The sequence below is a fragment of the Allobosea sp. CS1GBMeth4 genome (assembly GCF_900185715.1).
Classification (GTDB): domain Bacteria; phylum Pseudomonadota; class Alphaproteobacteria; order Rhizobiales; family Beijerinckiaceae; genus Allobosea.
On record NZ_FYAS01000055.1, the window covers coordinates 29,851 to 53,186 of the forward strand.

At 69.4% G+C, this 23,336-nt stretch carries 20 protein-coding genes; 11 read left to right on the forward strand and 9 right to left on the reverse strand.

All coding sequences use genetic code 11. The features are described 5' to 3' along the window. Nucleotides 1-84 precede the first annotated feature (84 nt). Entirely contained in the window at nucleotides 85-588 is a 504-nt protein-coding gene (locus tag CS1GBM4_RS23870; protein WP_186421261.1) for a hypothetical protein, read from the forward strand. Further along, a complete protein-coding gene (locus CS1GBM4_RS23875; RefSeq protein WP_186421262.1) occupies nucleotides 585-1,160 on the forward strand; it encodes a peroxidase-related enzyme in 576 nt (191 codons plus the stop codon). The genes CS1GBM4_RS23870 and CS1GBM4_RS23875 overlap by 4 nt, the downstream gene beginning before the upstream one ends. A 6-nt stretch (nucleotides 1,161-1,166) precedes the next feature. Here CS1GBM4_RS23875 and CS1GBM4_RS23880 read toward each other — a convergent pair whose 3' ends face one another. Then, nucleotides 1,167-2,234 (reverse strand): NAD/NADP octopine/nopaline dehydrogenase family protein, encoded by a 1,068-nt coding sequence (locus CS1GBM4_RS23880; protein ID WP_186421263.1) that lies wholly within the window; start codon nucleotides 2,232-2,234, stop codon nucleotides 1,167-1,169. Nucleotides 2,235-2,564: 330 nt separating this feature from the next. Between CS1GBM4_RS23880 and CS1GBM4_RS23885 the strand changes: the two genes are divergently transcribed. The 6 genes from CS1GBM4_RS23885 (at nucleotide 2,565) to CS1GBM4_RS23910 (ending at nucleotide 9,259) form a co-directional block, all read left to right on the forward strand. Next, entirely contained in the window at nucleotides 2,565-3,440 is an 876-nt protein-coding gene (locus CS1GBM4_RS23885; RefSeq protein WP_186421264.1) for a sugar phosphate isomerase/epimerase, read from the forward strand. Continuing rightward, nucleotides 3,437-4,951 carry a sugar ABC transporter ATP-binding protein gene (locus CS1GBM4_RS23890; RefSeq protein ID WP_186421265.1) on the forward strand — a complete coding sequence of 505 codons (1,515 nt, stop codon included), beginning with the start codon at nucleotides 3,437-3,439 and terminating at the stop codon, nucleotides 4,949-4,951. Before CS1GBM4_RS23885 ends, CS1GBM4_RS23890 begins: the two co-directional genes overlap by 4 nt. Continuing rightward, nucleotides 4,948-5,928, forward strand: coding sequence for an ABC transporter permease (locus CS1GBM4_RS23895; RefSeq protein ID WP_186421266.1), 981 nt, complete (start codon nucleotides 4,948-4,950; stop codon nucleotides 5,926-5,928). The genes CS1GBM4_RS23890 and CS1GBM4_RS23895 overlap by 4 nt, the downstream gene beginning before the upstream one ends. Next, nucleotides 5,925-6,908: an ABC transporter permease gene (locus tag CS1GBM4_RS23900; RefSeq protein WP_186421267.1), complete on the forward strand. Its 984-nt coding sequence runs from the start codon at nucleotides 5,925-5,927 to the stop codon at nucleotides 6,906-6,908. The genes CS1GBM4_RS23895 and CS1GBM4_RS23900 overlap by 4 nt, the downstream gene beginning before the upstream one ends. Before the next feature lie 81 nt (nucleotides 6,909-6,989). Then, nucleotides 6,990-8,114 (forward strand): ABC transporter substrate-binding protein, encoded by a 1,125-nt coding sequence (locus CS1GBM4_RS23905; RefSeq protein WP_186421268.1) that lies wholly within the window; start codon nucleotides 6,990-6,992, stop codon nucleotides 8,112-8,114. Nucleotides 8,115-8,233: 119 nt separating this feature from the next. Then, entirely contained in the window at nucleotides 8,234-9,259 is a 1,026-nt protein-coding gene (locus CS1GBM4_RS23910) for a LacI family DNA-binding transcriptional regulator (protein WP_244607384.1), read from the forward strand. Between the two features lie 4 nt (nucleotides 9,260-9,263). Here the strand turns inward: CS1GBM4_RS23910 and CS1GBM4_RS23915 are convergent, their stop codons facing one another. From CS1GBM4_RS23915 to CS1GBM4_RS23945, 7 genes are all read right to left on the reverse strand, one after another. Further along, a complete protein-coding gene (locus CS1GBM4_RS23915; protein ID WP_280177747.1) occupies nucleotides 9,264-11,195 on the reverse strand; it encodes a PAS domain S-box protein in 1,932 nt (643 codons plus the stop codon). 114 nt (nucleotides 11,196-11,309) lie between these two features. Next, nucleotides 11,310-12,194 carry an EamA family transporter gene (locus tag CS1GBM4_RS23920; RefSeq protein ID WP_186421270.1) on the reverse strand — a complete coding sequence of 295 codons (885 nt, stop codon included), beginning with the start codon at nucleotides 12,192-12,194 and terminating at the stop codon, nucleotides 11,310-11,312. Between the two features lie 87 nt (nucleotides 12,195-12,281). After that, entirely contained in the window at nucleotides 12,282-13,571 is a 1,290-nt protein-coding gene (locus CS1GBM4_RS23925; RefSeq protein ID WP_186421271.1) for an ArgE/DapE family deacylase, read from the reverse strand. Nucleotides 13,572-13,703: 132 nt separating this feature from the next. Continuing rightward, entirely contained in the window at nucleotides 13,704-15,311 is a 1,608-nt protein-coding gene (locus tag CS1GBM4_RS23930; RefSeq protein WP_186421272.1) for an ABC transporter ATP-binding protein, read from the reverse strand. Further along, complete coding sequence (locus tag CS1GBM4_RS23935; protein ID WP_186421273.1) at nucleotides 15,311-16,147, reverse strand: ABC transporter permease; 837 nt, start codon at nucleotides 16,145-16,147, stop codon at nucleotides 15,311-15,313. The genes CS1GBM4_RS23930 and CS1GBM4_RS23935 overlap by 1 nt, the downstream gene beginning before the upstream one ends. Nucleotides 16,148-16,328: 181 nt before the next feature. Further along, the gene (locus tag CS1GBM4_RS23940) at nucleotides 16,329-17,306 is read right to left on the reverse strand and encodes an ABC transporter permease (protein ID WP_186421274.1); all 978 of its coding nucleotides are present in this window, start codon (nucleotides 17,304-17,306) and stop codon (nucleotides 16,329-16,331) included. Between the two features lie 108 nt (nucleotides 17,307-17,414). Then, nucleotides 17,415-18,971 (reverse strand): ABC transporter substrate-binding protein, encoded by a 1,557-nt coding sequence (locus tag CS1GBM4_RS23945; RefSeq protein ID WP_186421275.1) that lies wholly within the window; start codon nucleotides 18,969-18,971, stop codon nucleotides 17,415-17,417. Nucleotides 18,972-19,191: 220 nt separating this feature from the next. Here CS1GBM4_RS23945 and CS1GBM4_RS23950 point away from each other — a divergent pair, with 220 nt between their 5' ends. Beyond that, nucleotides 19,192-19,995, forward strand: coding sequence for an IclR family transcriptional regulator (locus CS1GBM4_RS23950; RefSeq protein WP_186421276.1), 804 nt, complete (start codon nucleotides 19,192-19,194; stop codon nucleotides 19,993-19,995). Between the two features lies 1 nt (nucleotide 19,996). Here CS1GBM4_RS23950 and CS1GBM4_RS23955 read toward each other — a convergent pair whose 3' ends face one another. Further along, nucleotides 19,997-20,428, reverse strand: a complete 432-nt coding sequence (locus CS1GBM4_RS23955) for an Lrp/AsnC family transcriptional regulator (protein ID WP_186421277.1) — start codon at nucleotides 20,426-20,428, stop codon at nucleotides 19,997-19,999. Between the two features lie 119 nt (nucleotides 20,429-20,547). On the opposite strand from CS1GBM4_RS23955, the gene CS1GBM4_RS23960 reads away from it, so the two are divergent. Together CS1GBM4_RS23960 and CS1GBM4_RS23965 are read left to right on the forward strand one after the other, a co-directional pair. After that, the gene (locus CS1GBM4_RS23960; RefSeq protein WP_186421278.1) at nucleotides 20,548-21,675 is read left to right on the forward strand and encodes a saccharopine dehydrogenase family protein; all 1,128 of its coding nucleotides are present in this window, start codon (nucleotides 20,548-20,550) and stop codon (nucleotides 21,673-21,675) included. A 146-nt stretch (nucleotides 21,676-21,821) separates the two neighbouring features. Continuing rightward, on the forward strand, nucleotides 21,822-23,309 hold the full coding sequence (locus CS1GBM4_RS23965; RefSeq protein WP_186421279.1) for a M81 family metallopeptidase: 1,488 nt from the start codon (nucleotides 21,822-21,824) through the stop codon (nucleotides 23,307-23,309). Nucleotides 23,310-23,336 lie beyond the last annotated feature (27 nt).

Here is a 23,336-nt window from a genome sequence, read left to right on the forward strand (position 1 = left end):
GCGGATGATACATGCTAGTTGATGCAGATCAAGTATGAAGCTTTCGCGCGGCACGCGGTGTCGCAGGCGGCCAAGGAGAAACGGGTGAGCGCTTCCCAACTCATCGAGACGCTGGCCGGCGCCGGCTCCGGCCTCTCGGACGCCCTCGCGGAACGGGCCGAGATCCTGCGCCTCAGCCAGGCTGCGCACGACGCGGTGCTGCTGCCGCGTGCGCCGGGCGGCCTCAGCCATGGCGAGCGCGCCGCGCTCGCCGCCCGCATCGCAAGCGCCAATACCGACGCGACGCTTGCCGGGCATTATCGCGCGCTTCTGCGCCGGGCCGGAGAAAGCCCGGCCCTCCTCGCCATCGCCGACGGCGCCGTCCCGGCGGCGGAGGTCGCGGGCGCCGATGGGCGGCTGCGGGCGATCGTCCGGCATGTCGACCTGGTGACGCTGTCGCCGAAGGACGCGACCAGAGCCGACATCGCCGCCCTGGTCGATGCCGGCCTGGCCGAGCCCGACATCGTCAGGCTGGCCGAGCTCATCGCCTTCGTGAACTACCAGGCCCGCGTCATCGCCGGCCTGCGGCTGCTGGGGAGCCTCGCATGAGCACAGTCGTCCACGATTTCACCGCCACGGTCCCGCGCTGGTCGCCCTTCGTCACCCCGGTCGCGCTCGCAGAGGCGACGCCGGAGCAGCTCGACGCGATGCAGGTGACGCCGTCGAACAAGAAGATCTCGGATTATGTGCTGACGCTGGCGCACGACCCGGAATCGCTCAAGGTGCGCTCGCCGCTGTTCAACGCCATCATGTACGGCAAGGGCGGGCTGTCCTCGGCCGAGCGCGAGCTCGGCGCGACCGCCGCCTCGATCGTCAACCGCTGCGTCTACTGCGCGGCGGTGCATGCCTCGCGCTTCATCGGCCTGACCAGGCGCGATGACGTGATCGCGGAGATCTTCGCCAGGGAGCTCGACGCCGAGCTGGAAGAGCACCAGCAGGCGATCTTCGACTTCGCGGCGAGGCTGTCGAAGACGCCATCGCAGGCCACTGAGGAAGACATCGCGAAACTTGCCGATCTCGGCCTTTCCAAGGTCGAGATCCTCGACCTCATTCTCTCGGCGTCGATCTTCGGCTGGGCCAACCGGCTGATGCACACGCTCGGCGAGCCGGTTCGGGACTGAGGCGCCTCAGCCCTCGCGCAGCTGGCGGTGCAATTCCGCGGGCGTGAGCCCGGCGAGCCCGAGCGCCGGGAGCAGGTCGTTCTCGGCGCGGAAATCCCGCGCGCAGATCGCGTCGAACAGGGCGATGCCGGCCCTGTGCAGCGGCAGCTCCATGCCGGCGATTGCGCCGAGCAGATCCAGCGGCACGAGGCCGAAGGGCACGTCCTCGGTGATGAACCGAGTGTCGAGCGATTTGGGACCGAGCAGTTCCGGGCGCTTGCGGTAGACCGCCGCCGCCATCTCGCCGACCGGCCCGGGCTCGACGCCGAAGGAGAGCCGGTAATGGTCCTGCACGCTGCGGACCTCGAGCCCGAAGGCGCGCGCCAGCGACAGCCGCTCGGCATCCATCGCGTCGATGATGCGGCCGACGCCCTGCGTGATCGAGCCGTAATTCGGCCAGTCCTCGCCTTGCTCCGCCCGGGTCAGGTTGCCGAGCATGGTCGCCATGTGGGCCGGCGGGTTGAGATTGCTCAGCATGATCGCGAGCACGTCAGGACGCGGCTCGAAACGGTCGCCGAACAGGGCCCGGCACAGCGCCAGCCCGGCCTCGGCATGGCGCTGCGGCAAGGTCGCGACGTCGAGCCGCGCGCGGATACCCGAGACATGGACGCCGCGCGGGCCGCTCTTGCGCGCCGTCAGCGCCGTCGTCGCCCAGGCGGCGATCGGCAGGTCGAGCCCGCGCGCGGCCAGCAGGCGATGCAGATGAAGCGCGGCGAAGGAGCAATGCGCGCTGACGATCACGCCCTGCCGGGCGCGCAGCTGCGGCGCCAGCGCCTCGAACACCGCCCGGAAGCCGTTGGCCTGCACCGCGACGATGACGGCGTCCGCGCCGTCGACCGCCTCGGCACAATCACGGGCGAGCGCGAGCGGCAGCGTGCCTTCGAGCGTGCCGGTGACGGTGAGCCCGGCGCCGCCGGCGAAATCGACGAGCGCCGCGCCGCTGGGCGACCAGAGGATCGGCTGGTGGCCCGCCGAGCTCAGATAGGCCGCATAGCCGCGACCGATGCCGCCCGAGCCGATGATCGCGACACGCATGAAGGATTCCCGCTCTCCTGGCCGTCATGCCGTCCGGTGCATCCTCGCAGCGCACCGGCGGCGGCAGAGGGTTTAGTGCTTCTCCGCGGCCCGTCGCAAGCCGGCGCGCCCTTCATGGCGTGCGGTCAGCCCCCGCGGCACGCGCCGAGAACTCGCCGGTTGACAGTTTTGCAATCGATTACATAATCCGTCCCGAAGCGGTTCCAGAGAATGAGCCGGCGGAGGGAGGAATGCCGCGCATGCGCATCAGCATCGTCGATTCGCCGGGCTCCTCCGGGCGTGGCCGCGCCGCGGCGCCGCGCTGACCGCAGCACCGCGAAGGCCCGCGCCATGGTCCAGATCGGCTTCAACCTGCTCACCGTCGGCGGCTTCATCGACGAGGCGCACCTTCCCTTGTGCGAGCGCATCCGTGAGATCGGCTATGACGGAGTCGAGGTTCCGGTCTTCGAGGGCGATATCGGCCATTACGAGCGGCTCGGCCGCCGCCTCGACACGATCGGCCTGCAGCGCACCATCGTCACCATCGTCGCGGAGGACAGCAACCCGCTTTCGCCCGATCCCGCCATCCGCCGGAAAGCGCGTGAGCGCCATCGCTGGGCGGTCGACTGCGCCGCGGCTCTGGGCGCGACCGTCATCGCCGGCCCCTATCACTCGCCGGTCGGCGTCTTCAGCGGCGAAGGCCCGCGCGAGGACGAGCTCGCTCATCTCGCCGAGGCGCTACACGCCATGGCGGATGATGCCGGCAGAGCCGGGATCGCGCTCTCGCTCGAGGCGATCAACCGCTTCGAATGCTACGTGCTGAACACGATGGAGGCGGCGAGCGCGCTGCATGCCCGGGTCGGGCACCCGAACTTCGGCTACATGTACGACACCTTCCACGCCAATATCGAGGAGCGCGACCCGGTCGGCGCCTATGGCCGCCATGCCGGCGAGATCAACCACATCCACCTCTCCGAGAACGACCGCGGCATCGTCGGGCGCGGCCATGTGCCGTGGGCGGAGACGTTCCGCGCCATCCGCGCCACCGGCTACGACGGCTGGCTCACGGTCGAGGCCTTCGGCCGGGCGCTGCCCGCGCTCGCGGCCGCGACGCGGGTCTGGCGCGATCTCTTCCCCGATCTCGATACGCTGCTGATCGAGAGTCACGGCTTCATCCGGCGCGGCTGGGCCGAGGCAGCCTCACCCGCCGAGGCAGGTGCCGCATGAGCCCGAGCCCGCCGGTCCTCTCGATGCACGGCATCGGCAAGAGCTTCACCGGCGTGCGGGCGCTCGACGATGTCAGTCTCGATTGCCAGGCCGGCGAAGTCCACGCCATCTGCGGCGAGAACGGCGCCGGCAAGTCGACGCTGATGAAGGTGCTGGGCGGCGTCTACCGTCCCGACGAGGGCGAGATCCTGCTCGGCGGGCAGCCGATCGCGTTCCGACATCCGGCCGAAGCGCGCCGGGCCGGGATCAGCATCATCCATCAGGAGCTCAGCCTGCTGCCGGAGCGCAGCGTCGCCGACAACATCTTCCTCGGGCTGGAGCCGACGCGTCGCGGCCTGCTCGACCGAGCCGCCATGCGCGAGGGCGCGCGCCGGCTGCTTCGGCGCGTCGGCGCCAGGGTGCCTCCCGACGCCTTGGTGAAATCGCTGTCGATCGCCGAGCAGCAGCTGGTCGAGATCGCCAAGGCGCTGGCGCTCGATGCGCGCATCATCGTGATGGACGAGCCGACCGCGGCGCTCGACGAGCGCGATGCCGGCCGGCTGCTGGAGCTGGTCGGAGCCCTCCGGCGCGAGGGCGCCTCGATCCTCTACATCTCGCACCGCATGGCCGAGCTGAAGGCGATCGCCGACCGGATCACCGTGCTGAAGGACGGCAGGCTGGTCGCGACGCGCCCCGCCGCCGCGCTGACGCCGGCGATGATCGTCGGGCTGATGGTCGGGCGCGAACTCTCCGACTTCTTTCCGGCGCCCGGCGATCCGGCACGCCGCGGCCCCGTCGCCCTGTCGTTGCGGGGCGCGGGCAACGCCGTGCTCTCCGACATCGCGCTCGACCTGCGTGCCGGCGAGATCGTCGGCGTCGCCGGGCTCGAAGGCTCCGGCAAGGGCGCGCTCGGGCGCGCCCTGTTCGGCGACGCGCCGTTCACCCGCGGTCGCATGGCCATCGACGGTCGCGACGGCCTGGTTTCTTCGCCACGGGCGGCCATCATAGCCGGCATCGGCTTCCTCTCCGACGACCGCAAGAAGGAGGGGATCGCGCCGCAGCAATCGTTGCGCGACAATGTCCTGATGACCCTGCGCGCCTTTGCGCAGCGCCTGCTGCCGCCGGGTTCCGGTGCAATGGCGCGCGCCGCCGCCGACCGGCAATTGACCGAGGTCGACGTCAGGGCGGCAGGGTTCGCGCAGGAAATCCGCGAGCTCTCCGGCGGCAACCAGCAGAAGGTCGTGATCGGCCGCTGGCTGGCGCGCGACCCCAGGGTGCTGATCTTCCTCGAGCCGACCCGCGGCATCGACGTCGCCGCCAAGGCGGCGATCTACCAATTGATGCGCGGCCTCGCCGACCGCGGACGCGCCATCCTGATGATCTCCTCCGACCTGCCGGAGATCGTCGGGGTCAGCGATCGCATCCTCGTCATGCACGAGGGCCGCATTGCCGGGGAGCTGAAGCGGGGCGCGAGCGAGGAGGAGGTGATGCACCTCGCCCTCGGCACCGGGGCGACGGAGGCCGCGGCATGAGCGCCGGCGCCGATGTCGCGGCCGCCCGCCCGGCGCGCGAATGGCCGGTGGCGCCGCTGCTCTTCGCCGGCTCGTTCGTGCTCTACGTCGCGACCGCGCTCGCGACCGGTCAGCACGCCTATCTCACCGGCGAGGGACTGATCGGCCTCGCCCAGCGCATGGTCGGCCTCGGCATCGTCGCGCTCGGCCAGACCCTGACCATCCTGGTCGGCTCGATCGATCTTTCGGTCGCGAACCTGATCAGCGTCGCCGCCGTGCTCGCCTCCTTCATCATGCAGGGCGAGCCGGCGATGATCGCCCCCGCCGTGCTGGCGGTGCTGGCCCTCTCCGCCGCTGTCGGCCTCGTCAACGGGCTGATCATCGCCAGGCTCGAGGTCAACCCGCTGATCGCGACGCTGGGCGTCGGCCTGATCCTGCAGGGCCTGCTCTCGGCCAGCTTCAGCAATTTCGCCGGCTCGGTCCCGAACGCCTTCCAGGCCTTCGCCTATGACCGGATCGGCCCGCTGCCCTGGTCGGTGCTGCTGCTCCTTCTGCTCGCCCTCTGCTTCTGGCTGCTTCTGACCCGCACGCGCTTCGGCGCGCATCTCTACGCCACCGGCGGCAATCGCGAGGGTGCCCGCCTCGCCGGCATCCGCACCGAGCGCGTCATCATCGGCGCGCATGTGCTGTGCTCGCTGATGGCCGGGCTGACCGGGCTCTATCTCGCCAGCCGGCTGCGCGCCGGGGCGCCCTGGGTCGGCCGCGACGGCATCTACGACCTGGAATCGATCGCCGTGGTGGTGATCGGCGGCACGCTGCTCGCCGGCGGGCGCGGCGGGGTCTGGGGCACGATGGCCGGCGTCCTTCTGTTCGCCACGCTCGACGCCGTCTTCAACATGACCGGCATCGACGCCTTCCCGAAGCAGGTGCTGCGCGGCGCCATCGTCATCCTCGCCGTCGCCATCTACGCGATGCGCAGCCGGGGGCACGTCGCATGAGCGTCGCGCCCGTCCATGTCGCCCCCTCGGCGGCGCTGCGCTTCGCCCGCGGCGTCAATGTCGGCGTCGTCATCTTCCTCGTGCTCTACGGCACGATCGCGATGCTGCAGCCGGGCTATTTCGAGGTCGCGGGCGTGCTCAACTTCCTGCGCCGGGCCGCGCCGCTGATCATCCTCGCCTGCGGCCAGCTCTTCGTCATCGCCGGCGGGGGGTTCGATCTGTCGATGGGCTCGCTGGTGACGCTCACCGTGCTCGGCGGCTCGATGCTGGCCGGCGGCGATCCCGGGAACACCTGGTGGACGATCGGCGTGCTCTATCTGATCGGGCTCGGGGTCGGACTGGTGAACGGGCTCGTCGTCACCCTGCTCAAGGTGCCCTCGATCATCGCGACGCTCGGCATGCTGCTCTCGCTCAACGGCGCGGCCCTGATGTGGTCGGGCGGGGCGCCGCGCGGCTACCTGCCGGAGAATTTCCGGGCGCTCGGCCGCCTCGTCTACCGCGACGTGCCGGTCACCGGAATCATGCCGCTGTCGGTGATCGTGCTCACCGTCTTCGTCGGGATCGCCGCCTGGCTGCTGCACGCGACCGTGTTCGGCCGGCAGGTGCTGGCGGTCGGCGACAATCCGCGCGCGGCGGAGCTCGCCGGCATGCCGGTCGGCACGACGCGCATCCTCACCTTCGTGATCTCCGCGCTGTCGGCCGTCACCGGCGGCATCCTGCTCGGCGGCTTCGCCGGGGTCTCGACCGCGGTCGGGCAGGGGCTGGAGCTGCAGGCGATCGCCGCCTGCGTCATCGGCGGGGCGCAACTGCTCGGCGGGCGCGCCAGCGTGACCGGCGCGGTCGCCGGGGCGCTCAGCCTGTTCGCGCTGTTCACCCTGCTCAACCTGATGGGCCTGCCACAGCCGCTGCGCGAGACCGTGCAGGGCCTGATCCTGATCGCGGCCGTGGCGTCGAGCGCCTGGCGGCGCAGGCGCGCATGATGAACGAATTTCCGGGGCCGTGATCCCACGTGCTCCGCCGAAGGCCGCCGGCAAGGCGGCGCGACAAGAGGGAGGTGACAGATGAAGACGCATATCGGCCTGGCCGCGCTGGTGGCGGGCCTGTCGAGCGCCGCGCTCGCCCAGAACTTCAATGATCCGGCCGAGTTCGAGCGCCAGAAGGCGTTGCTCACCGTCAGTCCGCAAGGCCCCGAGGGCAAGCCCTGGGAGCAGCATCTCGGCGGCGAGACGGTCGACACCGCCAGGTACAGGAAGCCGGGCCCTTACCGGCTCTGCTTCTCCAATGCCGGCGTGAACAACCCCTGGCGCGTCGTCGGCTTCACCAACATGCAGGCCGAGGTCGACGCCAACAAGGCCGACATCGCCTCGTTCACCCATGCCGACGCCGAGGGCAAGGACGACAAGCAGATCTCGGACATCAACGCCTTCGTCAACAGCGGCCAGTGCGACGCGCTGATCGTCTCGCCCAACACCACCGCGGCACTGACGCCGGCGGTCGAGGCCGCCGCCAAGAAGCTGCCCGTCGTGGTCTTCGACCGCGGCGTCGACACCAAGGCCCCCGTCACCTTCGTCAACCCGATCGGCGGCTACGGCTTCGGCATCCAGGGCGCGAGCTTCATCGCCGAGAAGATCCCCGCCGGCGGTTCGGTGCTGGCGCTGCGCATCCTGCCGGGCGTCGACGTGCTGGAGAATCGCTGGGCCGCCGCCGAGCGCATCTTCAAGGAGAAGGGCATCAAGATCGTCGGCACCGAGTTCACCGATGGCGACAACGCCAAGACCAAGGCGATCGTCGAGGATTATCTCAACCGCTTCGGCAAGATCGACGGGGTCTGGATGGATGCGGGGGCGACCGCGGTCGCGGCACTCGAGGCCTTCGAGGACGCCGGCAAGCCCTACCCGGTGATCAATGGCGAGGACCAGCAGGACTTCCTGCAGAAATGGAAGAAGAACAAGCTCACTGCGATCGCGCCGACCTATCCGACCTACCAGTGGCGTACCCCGGTGATCGCGGCGATCCGTATCCTCAAGGGCGAGCCGGTCATCGGCCCGACCTGGAAGCTGCCGCAGCCGGCGATCACCGCCGCGACGCTCGACAGATACGTCAACGACAAGATGCCGCCGCTGCATTACGCGCTGTGCGGCTGCGAGCAGATGGCGAACTATCCGGCCCGCTGGGGCGGCAAATAGCGACCACGGGGCGCCCGCATCGCGCGGGCGCCCACCCCTGCCCTGCCGGGAGTGATTGCGGCATGATGGGCGCTCTGCCCGCTCACGCCGATTCGCCGCCGCCCTTTCAGATCACTGCCTTGCACGACGGACCCTCTGCCGCCCCGACCATCGCCGAAGTCGCACGTCTCGCCGGCGTCTCGACGGCGACCGTGTCGCGCGCGCTGGCGCAGCCGGAGAAGGTCAAGGCGCGCACCCGCGAGCGCGTCCTCGCGGCGGTCGAGGCGACCGGCTTCATCCCCAACGCCCAGGCCCGCAATCTCAGGCTCCAGGCGACCCGCACCGTGATCCTGCTGGTGCGCGACATAAGCAACCCGTTCTATCTCGAAATCTACAAGGGCGTCGAAGAGGCGGCGATCGATGCCGGCTACAAGGTGCTGATGGGCGACGCCCGCGACGATGACGAGCGCATCCTGCGCTATGTCGACATGGTGCGCGAGCGCCACGCCGACGGGCTGATCCTGATGGTCGGGCGCTTTCCCATGGCGCTGGCCAGCCGGGGCCGGCTGCCGCCGATCGTGATCGCTCTGGAGACGCTGCCCGGGCTGACCCTGCCGACCGTCAGGGTCGACAACCACGCCGCGGCGCGCGCCGCGGTGGCGCATCTCGCCCGGCTCGGCCATCGGCGCATCGCCCACATCGCCGGACCGCTGCCCGACCCGATGAGTCTCGACCGCCGCGACGGCTATCTCGCCGGCCTCGCCGATGCCGGGATCCCGGCCGATCCGAGCCTCGTCGTCGCGGGTGATTTCGGGCTCGCCGCCGGCCGCGCCGCGATCCGGACGCTCGATGCCAGAGGGGCCGGCTACACCGCCGTCTTCGCCGCGAGCGACCAGATGGCCGTCGGCGCCATGGGCGAGCTGCGCGCCCGCGGCCGCAATGTCCCCGACGACGTCTCCGTCGTCGGCTTCGACGACATCGTGCTGGCGGAAGCGGTCGAGCCGCAGCTCACCACGGTGCATCAGCCGCGCCGCGAGATCGGCCAGGCGGCGATGAAGCTGCTGATCGAGCAGTTGTCGGGGCGCAGCGATCGCCCCGAGCTCGTCCTGCCGACGCGGCTGGTCGAGCGGGCCTCGGCAGCCCCGCCGCCGAAGCAGGCGCGGTAGCGGCTCAGGCCGCGGCCGCCGTGCCGCGGCGGGCCATGGCGGCGGCGACCGCCTTTTCCAGATCGGCCTGCCAGAACGGCTTGTTGAGGCGCAGCATGCCTGCTCCCGCGCCCGGGGGCAGGTCGGCATAGCCGGTGGCGAGGATGACCGGCAGCGCCGGCCAGCGCTCGCCGACCTCGGCGATCAGCTGCGCGCCGGTCATCTGCGGCATGGCATGGTCGGTGATCAGCAGATCGACCTCGCCATTGCTCTCCAGCACGGACAAGGCCTCCCGTCCGGAGCTCGCCTCGATCACCTTGTGGCCGAGATCCTCGAGCAGCGCGGTCGTGTTCATCAGCACGAGCGCGTCGTCGTCGACCGCGAGCACGGTGAGCGGCTGGGTCGCCGCTTCCGGCAGCGGCGTCGACGCCACGGACGACCGGGCCGGTCCGGCGGCGATGGCCGAAGCGGCGACGGGCAGCCACATCTCCACGGTCGTACCCTGTCCCGGACGGCTGTCGAGCAGCAGCCGGCCGCCGAGCTGCTCGGCCATCCCGTGCACCATGGACAGGCCCAGCCCCGTGCCCTTGCCGACCCCCTTCGTGGTGAAGAAGGGCTCGGTCGCCTGGGCGAGCGTCCTGGCGTCCATCCCGCAGCCGGTGTCGACCACCGAGAGACGGACATAGTCACCCGCCGGCAAGCCGGTGCGATGGCCGCTGCCGACATGCTCGTTGCCGGCGCCGATGCGCAGTCGCCCGCCTTCCGGCATGGCGTCGCGGGCGTTGACGGCCAGGTTGAGCACCGCGGTTTCGAGCTGGTTCGGATCGGCCGCAGCCATCGCGAGATCGGCGGGGGAATCCGTCTCGATCTCGATCAACGGGCCCAGGGAGCGCTGCAGCAGCTCGCCCATCTCGGCGACGAGCACGTCGACGGCGACCGGCTGCAGCGCGAGCTCCTGCTTGCGGGCGAAGGACAGCATGCGCTGCGTCAGCGAGACGCCGCGGCTTGCGCCCCGGATCGCATTGTCGATCAGGGTGAGCTGACGCTCGTCGCCGATCTGGCGGCGCACCAGCTCCAGGCTGCCGAGGATGGCGGTCAGCAGGTTGTTGAAGTCGTGCGCGACGCCGCCGGTGAGCTGCCCCAGCGCCTCGATCTTCTGCGACTGGAACAGCGCCTCGCGCGCCGCGTCGAGCTCGGCCTGGACCCTGCGGCGCTCGGTCAGATCGCGGGTAACCTTGGCGAAGCCGATGATCTCGCCGCTGTCGTCGCGGATGGGATCGATGACGATGCTGGCCCAGAAGCGCCGGCCGTCCTTGCGGACGCGCCAGCCTTCCTTCTCGGTGCTGCCGTTCTCCACCGCGGCCTGCAGCGTCTTCTGGGGCTCGCCGCGCTCCCGGTCCTCCGGCGTGTAGAACAGCGAGAAGTGCCGGCCGACGATCTCGTCCGGCGCATAGCCCTTGATCCGCTGCGCGCCGAGATTCCAGTTGGTGACGACGCCGTCGCGGTCGATCATGTAGATCGCGTAGTCGGTGACCCCCTGGACCAGCAGGCGGAACTTCTCTTCGCTGGCCCGCAGCGCCTGTTCGGACTCGCGCCGCTCGGTCAGATCGCGCGTCACCTTGGCATAGCCGAGCACGCGGCCGGTGGACGGGTTGAGGATCGGATCCACGACGGCATGGGCCCAGAAGCGCGTGCCGTCCTTGCGGACGCGCCAGCCCTCGCTCTCGAAGCGGCCTTCTTCCGCAGCGCGACGCAAGGCGCGCTGCGGCAGGCCGGCCGCCCGGTCCTCCTCGGTGTAGAACCGCGCGAAGGACTGGCCGATGATCTCATGATCCTCGTAGCCCTTGAAGCGACGGGCGCCCGGGTTCCAGCTGATCACCGTGCCCTGCGGATCGAGCATGTAGATGGCGTAGTCCGTCACGGACTCCACCAGCAGCCGATAACGCTCTGCGGTCACCGGACCTTCCGCAATCTCGTGCACGCTCGCGACCTTTGGTGACTGACATGTCGAAGGCCGATAACGCCGCCCGACAAGAAAGGTTCCCGATGGGACAAAGAAGTTGACGCATGGTCAATCCACGCGCTTGGGCGCCGCCAGGATCGCGCCGGAAGCGGCGACGACGAGGACGAGCCCGAGCCAGTCGCTCGCGGCGGGACGCTCGCCGAGGAGGAGGACCGAGCCGAGCGCGCCGACGGCCGGGACCATCAGCGTGCCGAGGCTGGCGATACCGGCCGGCAGCCGGGCGATCACCGTGAACCAGAGGAAATAGGCGAGCGCCTGCGCGCCGAGGATGTGGAAGGCGAGCGCCGCCGCGACGGGAGCGGACAAGGCTTTCGCGGCGGGCAGCCCCTCGAAGGCGAGCATGCCGATGCCCGCCGCCAGACCGCCGATCAGGAGCTGCCAGGCGGCGATCGTCAGCGCCGGCGCCGCGACCGGCCAGCGCTTGGTGACGATGGTGCCGAGCGCCCAGCTGAGGCTGGCGAACAGGGCGAGAGCGAGGCCCGGCGAGACCTGCCCCGCCCGGATCAGCGGCAGGCCAAGGCAGGCGAGCCCGGCGATGCCGAGGCCCAGGCCGAGCAGCCGCGGACGATCGAGACGCTCGCCCAGCGCCGGCCAGGCCATCAGCGTCGCCCAGACCGGCATGGTGAAGGTCAGGATCGCGGCGCGCGAGGTCGGCGCCAGCAATTGCGCGAAGGCGAGCAGGACGTTGAAGGCGGCGATCGAAAGGACGCCGGCGACGACGAGCCGCGGCCAGTGCTCTCTCGGCACCTCGAGGCTGACGCCGCGCCAGAGCGCGACCGCGACCAGAGCGAGGCCGGCGAAACTCATGCCGCCGGCGCGCAGGGTCCAGGGCGCGATCTCGGTCAGCGAGATCCTCACCGCCGGCCAGTTGAAGCCCCAGAGCAACCCGAGCAACGGGACGAGCAGGAGCGAGCGGACAGGCGCGGACGGCATCGGGCGACTATGCGCGTGCGCAGGCCCGCGCCGTCATGTCATTTCGGCGCAGGCTCGATGCATGCCAGGCGCGGATCGGCACCGGCCTCAGCCAGCGGCCGGCTCGACGCCGCACCATTCGGCGACGAAGAGCGCCATGGTGCCGGTGATGCGCTTCAACGAGGCGAGGCTGACGCGCTCGTCGAAGGCGTGGATGTTCTGCGAGATCGGGCCGTAGCAGAGCGCCGGCACCTTGTCGTAGAGCGCGTAGACGCGGGTATCGAGATAGCCCGGAGTCATGAAGCTCTTCAGCGGCTCGCCGGTCGAGCCCTGATGGGCGCGGCCGAGCACGGCCTCCGCCTCGCTGCCGGGCTCGAGCACATAGCCTTCCGACCAGAAGCCGTTGAAGACGACCTTGGGCGGGTTGTTCGAGAGGAAAGCGTCGGCCCGCGCGAAGGCGAGCACCTTCGCCTCGATGCGCCTGGCGAGCTCCTCCGCCGACATGCCGGGATAGAGGCCGATCCGGCAGTCGACCCTGCACCAGCACGGCACGGACGAGGCCCAGTCGCCGCCCTCGATCTTGCCGATGTTGAGGTTGATCGGATGGGCGATCTCCTCGAAATGCTCGCGCCCGGCCTTCTCGCGGTTGAGCTCCTCCTCCAGCCCGCGCAGCGCGCCGACGACGCGATAGGCGGCGTCGATCGCATTCGCGCCGGCCGCCATCTCGCGCACGTGCATCGGCACGCCGCGGACCTCGAACTGGAACCAGAGCACGCCGGTATTGGCGCGCACCAGCATCTCCTCCTCCGGCTCCGGGATCAGCACCGCGTCCGCACGATAGCCGCGCAGATGCGTCATCAGCGCGCCGTTCCCGGTCGATTCCTCCTCGACCACCGATTGCACATAGACGGTCGCCGCCGGCTGCAGGCCGATGCGCCGGAGCGCGTCGAGACAGAACAGGTTGGCGGCGCCTCCGGCCTTCATGTCGGCGCCGCCGCGGCCATAGAGCCAGTCGCCCTCGACGACGGGATCGAAGGGCGGATGCGTCCAGAGCTCGGCGGGGCCGGTCGGCACCACGTCGACATGGGCCTGGAGGATCAGCGAGCGCCCCTTCTCCTCGCGCGGATGGTGGATGCCGACGACGATGGGTGCGTCGGAGTGGCTGTCCGAGAATGGCGCGCCACCGGGATGGCGGCCGATCGCCTCGCGGTCCATGGCGAAGCGGTCCATGGTGAAGCCGCGCTGCTTCAAGGCACGGAAGATGAAGTCCTGGACGGTGTGCTCGTCGCCGCGCGTCGAGGGAAAGCGGATCATCTCCTGGGTGAAGGCAACCTGCTCGGCAAAACCTTCCTCGACGGCGGCGAGGATACGGTCACGCAAGGCGGGATCGAGCGGCATGGCGGGGTCTCCGGCAGTCTTGGGGCTAAGCCGTCATGCTCGCCCTTGTGGCGAGCATCCACGTCTTGGACCCGGCCTGCGCCCGGCGAAGACGTGGATGGTCGGGACAGGCCCGACGATGACGAGTGGGGCTCACCGCCCGAACCGCTCTCCGCCCGGGACGGCGGCGAGGAGCTGGCGGGTGTAGTCGTGCTGGGGTGCGGCGAAGAGCGCGGCGGTCGGGCCGCTCTCGACGATCTTGCCGCGCTGCATCACCGCGATCCTGTCGCAGATCTGCGCCGCGACGCGCAGGTCGTGGGTGACGAACAGGATGGCGAGGCCGAGCCGCTGCTGGACGTCCTTGATCAGCTTGAGGATCTGCGCCTGGACGGAGACGTCGAGCGCCGAGACCGCCTCGTCCGCGACGAGCACGTCGGGCTCGAGCGCGAGCGCGCGGGCGATGCCGATGCGCTGACGCTGGCCGCCGGAGAATTCGTGCGGGTAGCGGTCGATCGCATTGGCCGAGAGACCGACCAGTTCGAGCAGTTCCTTCGCGCGCGCCAGTGCGTCCTTGCGCGCGACGCCATGCGCCACCGGCCCGTCCGAGATGATCCGTCCGACCGTCTGTCGCGGGTTGAGCGAGGCGAACGGGTCCTGGAAGACCATCTGGATGCGCTTGCGATGCGGGCGCAGCGCCGCGACGCTGAGCTCGGTGATGGCGAGCTCCCCGAGGGTGATGCGGCCCGAATCCGGCTCGATCAGGCGCAGGCAGCAGCGCCCGACCGTCGACTTGCCCGAGCCGGATTCGCCGACCAGCCCGAGCGTCTCGCCCCGGCCGAGCGTGAAGCTGACATCATCGGCGGCCCTGACCTCGCGGCCGGGGCGGAAGAAGGCGCGCTTGCGGTAGACCTTGCCGAGCTTCTCGACCGTCAGCACCGGCTTGCCGTCCGGCAGCGCCGGCCGTTCCGGCGGCGTCAGCGACGGCACGGCGGCGAGCAGATTCTGCGTATAGGGATGGCGGGGCGAGCCGAGCACCTGGTCGACCGTGCCCTCCTCGACCAGGACGCCCTTCTCCAGCACGGCGATGCGATCGGCGATCTCGGCGACGACGCCCATGTCGTGGGTGATGAACAGCACCGCCGTGCCGTGCTTGTGGCGGAGATTGTCGAGCAGCTTGAGGATCTGCGCCTGCGTGGTCACGTCGAGCGCGGTGGTCGGCTCGTCGGCGATCAGCAGCTTCGGCTCGAGCGCGAGCGCCATCGCGATCATCACGCGCTGACGCTGGCCGCCGGAGAGCTCGTGCGGATAGGCGCGCGCCAGCCGCTCCGGCTCGGGCAGGCCGACCTCGGTCAGCAGCGCCAGCGCACGCGCATGGCGCTCGGGCTTGCTCAGCAGCCCATGCGCCTCGAAGGTCTCGACGATCTGGTCCGCCACCCGCATGACCGGGTTGAGCGAGGTCATCGGCTCCTGGAAGATCATGCCGACCTCGCGGCCGCGCACATCCTGCATCGCGTCCTCGGACAGCGCCAGCAGATCGCGGCCGGCGAGCCTGATCGCGCCGGCGACGGGCTTCACCGCCTTGGGGAGGAGGCCCATCACGGCATGGGCGATCATCGACTTGCCGGAGCCGGACTCGCCGACGACGCAGAGCGTCTCGCCGGGCTGGATCGCGAGCGTCACGCTCTCGACCGCATAGGGGCGGTCGGCCAGCGCCGGCAGGGCGAGCCTCAGGCCTTCGATCGACAGGACGGGAGCGGCCATCATTCCCTCCCCCGGGCGAGGCGCGGGTTCAGGGCATCGTTCAGCCCCTCGCCGGCGAGGTTGAGCGCCAGCACCGTCAGGAAGATCGCGACGCCCGGGAAGAAGCTGATCCACCAGGCATCGAGCAGGCGCGTGCGGCCGGCGCCGACCATGTAACCCCAGCTCATCAGATTGGGGTCGCCCAAGCCGAGGAAGGAGAGCGAGGATTCGAGCAGGATCGCCGAGCCGATCATCAGCGAGCCCATGACGATGATCGGCGCGATCGTGTTGGGCAGCACCTGGCTCCAGATGATGCGCGCGGTCGGCTGGCCGATGGTGATCGCGGCCTGGACGTATTCGCGGGTCTTCAGCGAGAGCACCTCGCCGCGCACCAGCCGCGCCACCGGCGGCCAGCTGACCACCCCGATGGCGAGGACGATCGAGCCGAGCTGCGGCTGCAGGATCGCGACCAGGACGATGGCCAGCGCGAAGGAGGGAATGGTCTGGAAGAATTCGGTGAAGCGCATCAACGCATCGTCGACGAACCCGCCGGCATAGCCGGCGACCGCGCCGAGCGGCACGCCGATCAATAGCGCGACAATCGTCGAGACCAGCCCGATCGTCAGCGAGACGCGGGCGCCGTGCGCGAGGCCGGACGCGATGTCGCGCCCGAGCGTGTCGGTGCCGAGCGGGAAGCGCTCCATCACGAAGGGCGCGAGGAAGGGCCGCGCCACCGTCCGCCAGGGCGATTGCGGGTAGAGCTGCGGGGCGATGACGGCAAAGAGCACCACCACGATCAGGATGGCGAGGCCGATCAGGGCGCCGCGATTGCGGGCGAAGCGCTTGAGGAAGCTCACGACACCGCCTCCGGCGCCTCGGCGTCATTCCAGGGCGGCCCGTAAGCGCCGAGCCCGGAACGCATGAACATTGTCCTATTCCAGACGTGTTCAAGGATGGCGCCCCAATTGGCCCCGGGAGCGCTCATGGGTTTCGGGCCCGCTGCTGCGCAGCGCCCCGGAAAGACGGTGTGGTTCATTCTCATGACACCGCCTCGATGCGCGGATCCGCCAGCCGATAGACGAGATCGGTCAGGATGTTGAAGCCGACGACCATGGCCGAGGACATGAAGAAGACGCCGAGCAGCACCGAATAGTCGCGCTGCACCAGCGCATCGAACATCAGGCGCCCGATGCCGGGCCAGGCAAAGACGGTCTCGGTCAGGACGGCGCCGCCGACCAGCTGGCCCGCCTGCAGGCCGGCCAGCGTGACCACCGGCAGGATGGCGTTGCGCGCGACATGGCGGCGCGAGATCACGCCGGGCGCCAGCCCCTTGGCGCGGGCGGTCTTGACGAAATCGGCGCCGGCGACCTCGAGCATCGAGGCCCGCATCATCCGTGCGTAGAGCGCCGTGAAGAACAGGCCGAGCGTCAGCGCCGGCAGGACGAGGTGGCTGGCGATGTCGAGCGCGCGGGCGAGCCCGCCATAGTTCGCGCCGATGGTCTCGTATCCGACATTGGGGACGAGGCCGAGCTTCAGCGAGAAGACGATCTGGCTCATCAGGGCGACCCAGAACAGCGGCGTGGCGTAGAAGACCAGCGCCAGCGTGGTGATGACGCTGTCCTGCCAGCGGCCGGCGCGACGGGCGGCGAGCGCCCCCATCAGCGTCCCCAGGCCGAGCGAGACCAGGAAGGCGGCGCCGGTCAGGAGCAAAGTAGCCGGCAAACGGTCGAGGATCAGGCTCAGCACCGGCTGCTGCTGGCGGTAGCTGAAGCCGAGATCGAAGCCGAGATAGCCCTTGAGATAGACCCAGAGCTGGGTCAGCAAGGGCTGATCGAGCCCAAAGCGCTCGCGCAGCTGCATCAGCAGCTGCTCGTCGGCGGCGCCCGCCTCGCCGGCCAGCACCTGCGCCGGATCGCCGGGCGCGGCCCGGATCAGGAAGAAGTTCAGCACCGCGATGGCGAAGAGGACGACGATCCCCTTCGCGAGCCGGCCGGCGAGAAATTGTGCGAGGTTCATTCAGGTTCCGCTGGCGTCATTCTCGGGCAAGCGCAGCGCAGACCCGAGAATCTCTTGCAGGAGATGCTCGGGTCGGGCCCGAGCATGACGTGATCCTATCGGATCACGTCACTCCTTCCAGGCATCCCGGAAGCCGTCGTCGACGCCGACGCCGGTGGTGACGAGGTTCTTGACGTTGCAGCGATAGATGGTGGGGAAGTCCATCTCGAGCAGCCAGAGCACCGGCAATTCCTCGGCGAGGAGCTTCTGCACTTTCGTATAGAGTTCCTGGCGCTCGCTGTCCGTCGGCGCGACCGCCGCGGCGGCGAAGAGCTTGTCGACCTCCGGATTGGAGTAGCCGCCGACATTGGCGAAGGGATTGCCCTTGGCGATGTTCGAGGAAATGTAGCTGCGCGCCACGCCCATGGCGGGGTCGCCGAGCTGGTAGAGGAAGTTGAAGTTGAGGTCGAAGTCCCAGTTGCTGGCCTTCTGCGTCCAGCCGGGCACGTCGGTGTTCTCGACCTGCACCTTGACGCCGACATCCTCGAGGTTCTGCTTGATCGCCTCGGTCCAGCGGGTCCAGGTCTCGCCATAGGGCAGGTTGAGCAGCCTGATCGTCTCGCCTTTGTAGCCGGAGGCCTTGATCAGCTCCTTGGCCTTCTTCGGGTCGAAGCTGTATTTCGGCACGTCGCCCGAATAGAATTTGGTCTTCGACGAGATCGGGCCGGTCGGCAGCTTGCCGAGCCCGCCCCAGACCACGTCCTTCCCGAACTCGCGGTCGATCGCGTACATCAGGCCCTGGCGGAACTGCTTGTTGCCCAGGATGCCGTTGCGGACGTTGACGGTGAGCCAGGCATGGGGCGCGAACATCTCCCAGCCCTTGGTGGTCATGCAGGTATTGGGCAGCTTGGAGAGGCGGGCGACGTCGTAGACGTCGACCGAGCCGCCGGTCAGCACGTCGACCTTGCCGGTCTCGTAGGCGACGGCGCGCGCCGCCGCGTCGGGGATGATCTGCCAGTAGATCTCGTCGAGGTTGGGCCTGCCCTTCAGCCAGTAGTTCTCGTTCTTGACGAGGTGGATATAGGAGCCCTTCTTCCACTCCTTCAGCTTGAACGGGCCGGTGCCGATCGGCGTGTTGTTGGCCGGGTTGGCGCGATAATCGGTGCCGTCATAGATGTGCTTGGGGATCATCGGCGCGGAGGCGACCTCCTGCGTCATGATCATCGGGCCGAAGGGCTGCTTCAGCGTGATCCTCACGGTGAGGTCGTCGACCTTCTCGATCTTCTCGACCTGGGCGTTGACGATCGGGCGCCAGCGCGGATGGACCTCGCGCAGGAACTTGTCGAGGGTGAAGACGACGTCGTCGGCGGTGAACGGCTTGCCGTCGTGCCAGGTCACGCCCTCCTGCAGCTTGAAGGTGTAGACCTTGGCGTCGGGGGAGATCTCCCAGCTCTTGGCGAGCGAAGGCTGCGGCTCGAGCTTCTCATTGTAGCGCAGCAGCGACTCGTAGATGTTGCCGGCGACCATGTTGGTCGGGCCGTTCTGGTTGAGCCCCTGCATCAGCATCGGCGGCTCGGGCTGCACGACGACATGCACCGTGCCACCCTTCTTCGGCTCCTGCGCCTGCGCCGCGCCGAGCGCCAGGATGGAAGCGGCGAGCGCCAGGCCAACTCTCAATCCGGTCATCGTCTTTCTCCGTTCCCAGCGCCAGGATCCGCAGCACGCAGCGGTCGAGGCGTCCCCATTCTTGGTTCGCCGGCCAGCCTTGCCGATCGCACCCGATCGGGCGTCCCTTGGCAAGCTCCGCCGCCATGAAAGCGAGAGACAAAATCCGTGTCAATCATTGACATGGCGTGTTATTAGGCGACACGCTCAGCAAACGAACACGATGCAGATCGCGCAGGCGATGACTCAGAATGACCTGAACAGGGCCGCGCAGCTGCCGCCGGGCGTGCCGATCGTCAGGGCGGTGGACCGTGCCGTCGCCCTGCTCAAGGCCTTCCGCCCCGAGCAGCCGCGGCTCGGCCTGAGCGAGCTGGCGCGGCTGGTCGGGCTCGACAAGGGCACGACCAGGCGCCTGCTGCTGACGCTCCAGCTCAACGAGCTCGTCGAATATGACGAGCGCTCGCAGAGCTATGCGCTGGCCGTCGGGCTGATCGAGCTCGGCAGCGCGGTCACGACCGGCCGCGAACTGCGCGACATCGCCGGGCCCTATCTGACCGAGATCGCGGAGAGGACCGGCGCGACCGCCTTCCTCTGGGTCCATATCGCCGGGCGCGGCCTCTGCGTCGACCGCGTTCGCGCCTCGCTGCCGCATGTCGACGCGACCTGGTTCGCGGTCGGCGCCCAGGCGCCGCTGAACTGCGGCGGCGGCCCGCGCGTGCTGCTCGCCTATCTCGACGAAGACCAGCGCCGGCTGGCGCTCTCGCTCGACCTTCCCAAGCGCGCGCCGGCGAGCCAGACCGATCCGGAGCTGCTCTGGCGCGAGGCCGACCGCATCCGCGCGCAGGGCTGGGAGCTGGCGGCCGACGATTTCTTCATCGGCCTGACCGGCGTCGGCGTGCCGATCTTCGACCGCTCGGGCGCGCTCGCCGGGGCGCTCAGCATCTCCTCGCTGACCTCGATCGTCGCCCCCGGGGGGCACCCGGTGCATCTCGACGCGCTGCGGGATGCCGCGGCGCGGATCGGGGCGCGGGTGCTGCCAGGGTGAGCTACCGCTCGATCCGGGTCGAGAGGATGATCGAGGACATGGTGCGCTCGACGCCTTCGAGCGCGCCGATCCGGTCGATCAGGCCGTCGAGCTCGCCGATCGAAGGGGCCACCACCACGGCGATCATGTCGAACTGGCCGCTGACCGAGTGCAGCGTCCTGATCTCGGGAATGCGGCGCAGCTCCGCCTCGACCCTCCCGGCGAGTTTCGGCAGGGCGGTGATCAGGACATGCGCCTTGACCTGGCCCCTCTCGTAATCCTCCGAAAGCCGCGCCGTGTAGCCGGCGATGACGCCGCGGCGCTCGAGCCGCTCGATCCGGCTCTGCACCGTGGTGCGCGACAGGCCGAGCTTGCGGCCGAGTTCGGCGACCGGCGCGCGGGCGTTCTCGGTGAGCAGCGTCAGAAGCTGGCGGTCGGTCGGGTCGATCGGCATAATGCCGAAGCCTTACGTCGTTTCGCTGAAAAATCCCATATGAATCGTCGCGTCGCCGGCTTCTAACCGACGAAGCCGTCGGTGAAGCTGACGCTGAAACCAGTTTCTGCGGGGGAATCATGAAGAACGTGGTCGTCATCGGCGCCGGCAAGATCGGCACGACCATCGCCGACCTGCTCGGCGCCACCGGGGATTACCGTGTGGTGATCGCCGACCGCTCCAACGAACAGCTCGCCGCGATCAAGACCGGCCCGACCATCTCCACCCGCCGGGTCGACATCACCGATGCGGGCGAGCTCGCCGAGGCTCTGAGCGGCGCCTTCGCCGTGCTGTCGGCCGCGCCCTACGACCTGACGACGCGGATCGCCGAAGCCGCCGCGGCGCAGGGCGTGCATTATCTCGACCTGACGGAGGACGTCGCCTCGACGCGCCGCGTCAAGGAGCTGGCGCTGACCGCACGAGCGGCCCTGATCCCGCAATGCGGGCTGGCTCCGGGCTTCATCTCGATCGTCGCCGCCGAGCTCGGCCGCGACTTCGACCAGCTGGACAGCCTGAAGCTGCGTGTCGGCGCGCTGCCGCAATACCCGTCGAACGCGCTGAACTACAACCTGACCTGGAGCACGGACGGGGTCATCAACGAGTATTGCGAGCCCTGTGAGGCGGTCGTCAACGGCGAGCGCGTGCTGGTGCCGGCGATGGAGGAGCGCGAGGAGTTCTCGCTCGACGGCATCACCTACGAGGCCTTCAACACCTCCGGCGGGCTCGGCACGCTCTGCGACACGCTCGCCGGCAAGGTGCGCGCACTCAACTACCGCACCATCCGCTATCCCGGCCATTGCGCGATCATGAAGGCGCTGCTGCAGGATCTGCGCCTGTCCGAGCGGCGCGACGTGCTGAAGGACATCTTCGAGAACGCCCTGCCGAGCACGCTGCAGGACGTGGTGGTGATCTTCGTCACCGCAAGCGGCCGGATGAACGGCCGGCTGACCCAGCGGACCTATGCCAACAAGGTCTACAGCGCCATGGTCGGCGGCGCGATGCGCAGCGCCATCCAGATCACCACCGCCTCGGGCATCTGCGCCGTGCTCGACCTGCTGGCGCAAGGCAAGCTGCCGCAGAAGGGCTTCGTCAAGCAGGAGGAGATCAGCCTCGACGTCTTCCTCGCCAACCGCTTCGGCCGCGCCTACGCCCGGCCGGAGGATCTCGGCCACGCGCCCGGCGAGAGCCACGCGGCCCGCGCCGCCTGATCCGGCGCCAAGCACAATCCTCCCCGGCCCGCAAGCGGGCGAACGCAGGGGGCGCATGAGCGGGTGCGGGCTGGCAGTGGCCCGCTCCCGCGCTAGAACAAGAAAAATGGTTCCAAAGGGAACGTTTCCGGGGGAACGACCGAACGATGGCCAAGCGCGTCCTGATCGCGGAATTCATGCACGAGACGAACACGTTCAGTGTTCAGCTCACCGATGAGGCCGTGTTCCGCCATCACGGCGTCTTCCGCGACAACGAGGTGCCGGCGGCCTTCCAGGGCACGCGGACCTCGATGGGCGCCGCCTTCGAGGCCGCCGAGAGATTCGGCTGGAGCCTGGTCCACCCGCTCGTGGCCGGCGCCAACCCCTCGGGCCGCGTCACCGATGCCGCTTTCGATACGTTCGCCGGAATGATCCTCGCCGCCTGCGAGCGGCTCGACGGCGTGCTGCTGCACCTGCACGGAGCGATGGCGACGGAAAGCTCGGACGATGGCGAGGGCGAATTGCTGAAGCGCATCCGCGCCAAGGTCGGGCCCGACGTGCCGATCGTCGCGATCCTCGACCTGCACGCGACGCTCACCCAGCTGATGGCCGACAACGCCAATGCGCTGATCTCCTACCGGACCTATCCGCATGTCGACCAGTACGAGCGGACCTGGCAGGGCGCCGAATTGCTGGAGCGGGCGATGCAGGGCGAGATCAGGCCGCGCGTCGCGGTGGCGCGGCGGCCGATCCTCTACGCGCTCGACGGCGGGCGCACGACCTCGCCGCCGTTCAGGGAGTTGCTGCGCCGCGGCGACGCGCTGGAGGCCGCGGGCGCTGCGCTCGTGGTCAGCGTCCAGGCCGGCTTCTCCTCGGCCGACGTGCACGATATCGGCCCCTCCATCGCCGTCACCCATGACGATCGCGGCAAGGCGCAGGCCATCGCCGAAGAGCTGATGGACTATGCCTGGGAGCAGCGGCATTTCTCGTCGATCCACTTCACCCCGCTGGCTGAGGCGATGGCCAGGGCGAAGGCGGGCGAAGGCACGCTCGGCCCCGAAGCCGGCGGCAAGCCGCTGCTGATCTCCGACTATTCCGACAACCCCGGTTCCGGCGCCTATGGCGACGCGACCAATCTGCTGCGCGCCGTGCTCGACGCCGGCCTGAAAAATGTCGGCTTCCACGCCATCCGCGATCCGGAGGCCGCGCTCGCGGCGCAGGCGGCCGGGGTCGGCAACCGCGTCAGGCTCGCGCTCGGCGGCAAGGTCGACCCGAACACGGGTGGCGGCCCGCTCGCGCTCGACGCCCATGTCGTGGCGCTCACCGACGGACATTTCATCTGCTATGGACCGATGGGGGGCGGCGTCTGGCGCAATTACGGACTCTCGGCGCTGCTGCGGGTCGACGATGTCGAGATCATCGTCATCACCCATAACGGCCAGGCGACGGACCTCGCCCAGTTCACCTCGCTCGGCGTCGATCCGACGCGGAAATCGACTCTCGTCGTCAAGTCGATGCAGCATTTCCGCGCCGCCTTCGAACCGATCGCACGCGAGGTGATCGAGGTCGACACCGGCGCGCTCTCGACCAGGAATTTCAGGGATCGGCCGTATCGCAAGGTGCGCCGGCCGATCTTCCCGCTCGACGACATCTGAGCGGAGTCAAAGACCACGACCGGCCGA